This window comes from Nostoc sp. 'Peltigera membranacea cyanobiont' 213 (assembly GCF_002245975.1).
Lineage (GTDB): Bacteria > Cyanobacteriota > Cyanobacteriia > Cyanobacteriales > Nostocaceae > Nostoc.
In genome coordinates this window covers 1-1,882 of the sequence record NZ_NOLI01000335.1, presented here as the reverse complement: position 1 = coordinate 1,882, position 1,882 = coordinate 1, and the positions used below count along the sequence as shown (strand labels likewise).

Genomic DNA, 1,882 nt, shown 5'->3' with positions numbered 1-1,882 from the left:
TCAATTGTGATGCTGTATTTCGGAAACATCAAGCTCGAAAAACTTCCATGCGAAAAGGTAAAATTGTTGGAGACTGTAACAAGTTAGTTACTTGGTATAAGCCTACAAATTGTCCAAAAGGATTGAATAAGGATGAGTTTTTAGCTCTACCTCCTTCTATAACTGTGCGAGAGATTTACTATTGCATTGTTATTCCTGGTTTTCGTACAGAAAGAGTTAGCTTAATCACTACGCTTTTAGATGAAGTAACTTATTCAACTCTAGATATTGTTGGGCTTTACGGTCAAAGGTGGGATGTTGAGCTAGATTTAAGACTTCTCTTAACTACCTTGGATATGGATGTTTTACGCTGTAAAACTCCTTCAATGGTACGCAAAGAAATTTACATTTATTTACTTGCCTACAATCTACTGCGTAGTTTGATGTGGTCGGCAGGTATTACTTACGGTACTCCCCCGTTACGCCTGTCACTGCAAGGTACTCGCCATCATTTAAATAACTTTATTCCCGAATTGTTAGCTACTTCTTCAACAAAACGTCAGCGAATTTATCACACTTTACTCAAAGTTATAGCTCACAAGGTTGTTCCCTCGCGCCCAGGTAGAAGTGAACCACGAGTCCGTAAACGCCGCCCGAAAGCTTATCCCTTAATGACCAAACCCCGGCATGAATTACGAAAGCAGTTGCAAACTGCTTAATACACAAGCGTTTCGGCTTTTCTTAGTGCCATTCGCATCTGGAATAATTTGAGAATTAGCAGATTTTATTGTTATTTGAAAAACAAAAAAAGCGTTGGCTGTCAAAAAAAATAAATTAGTTAATATTTCTTTCATAAGGATTTTAAATTATTTTCTTAGCTTTGATGAGGAAAACACGCTCTACGTTTTCATGATTGCGTGGTGGGAAAGGATGGATATAACGATTAAAGTTTGCTCCCTCTTCTCCTGGTTGTAATACCTCTGCTTTCCAGCCATAAGTAGCTAATAGTTCTTCTGGATTATCAAAACCAGAATGAAAATACCCGTGATAAAATTCATCATAAGTAGATTCTTTGCATAATTGGTTTAGTAAATCTAAACCAATCCAACTACCAGTTGTCGTCAGATCCATGATTGTGTTGAGCAAAGCATGAACCTCGGAATCACTCAAGTAATACAATAATCCTTCCAGTAACCATACAGAAGGTATGCTTTTGTCATATCCTTGTTGAAGTAGCTGCTGAACCCAGCAGTAATCGGTAAGGTCAATTGCAATAGAGTACCGATGACAAGTAGTAGGCGTATCCTTTAAAATTGCGTCTTTGTAGTTTAGAACTTCTGGGTAATCAATTTCGTAGTATTTTGTACCTTCTGTCCAATTCAGGCGAAAAGCACGGGTGTCCATTCCAGCACCCAAGCTAACTACTTGTGGCGCAACATGAGCAAAACTTAGTAGAAAATCATCAAAAAAGCGTGTGCGAACAGCTAAGTAAGCTCTGCCATCTTCTTCTGGGTCTTCTAAGGCGATCGCTTCTGCTTCAGGAGTGACTAATTTAGCAGCAAATGGATCGTAAAATAGGCGATCATTTCTTTGATTTTCTATTGTTCTATAAGCTGCCATTAATGGCGCTGACAGCAAAACAAAATCTTTTTGAGAAAGTTTTTTATTACCTGATTCATTCATAAAAAATTAAAATGCTTTTACTATTAATTGGATTTTAAAATGGGTACATATTATGCTTATACAGCTAAAACATTATATGAGCTAACTTATTAGTATTATTTTCAAAATTAATACCTAAAAGTCTTGCATGTTTTAAATGATTTGGGTGCGACTCTTTTAGGAATACGGTGTATTATAAAGGAGTAATAGATGAATTGCTTTGCAGAGTAGTATAGCCAGT

At 36.8% G+C, this 1,882-nt stretch carries 2 protein-coding genes; one reads left to right on the top strand and one right to left on the bottom strand.

Features of this window, described 5'->3' with window-relative positions; translation table 11 throughout:
* The coding region (locus CDG77_RS34705) for a transposase (protein ID WP_143857175.1) at positions 1–698 on the top strand (698 nt) is incomplete at its 5' end.
* A gap of 142 nt (positions 699–840) precedes the next feature.
* Here the strand turns inward: CDG77_RS34705 and CDG77_RS34700 are convergent.
* Positions 841–1,662 (bottom strand): class I SAM-dependent methyltransferase, encoded by an 822-nt coding sequence (locus CDG77_RS34700; RefSeq protein WP_094333633.1) that lies wholly within the window; start codon positions 1,660–1,662, stop codon positions 841–843.
* Between the last annotated feature and the right edge of the window lie 220 nt (positions 1,663–1,882).

Coding starts and splice junctions, on each gene's coding strand:
- CDG77_RS34700 (WP_094333633.1), bottom strand. CDS start 1,662: ATGAATGAATCAGGTAATAAAAAACTTTCTCAAAAAGATTTTGTTTTG.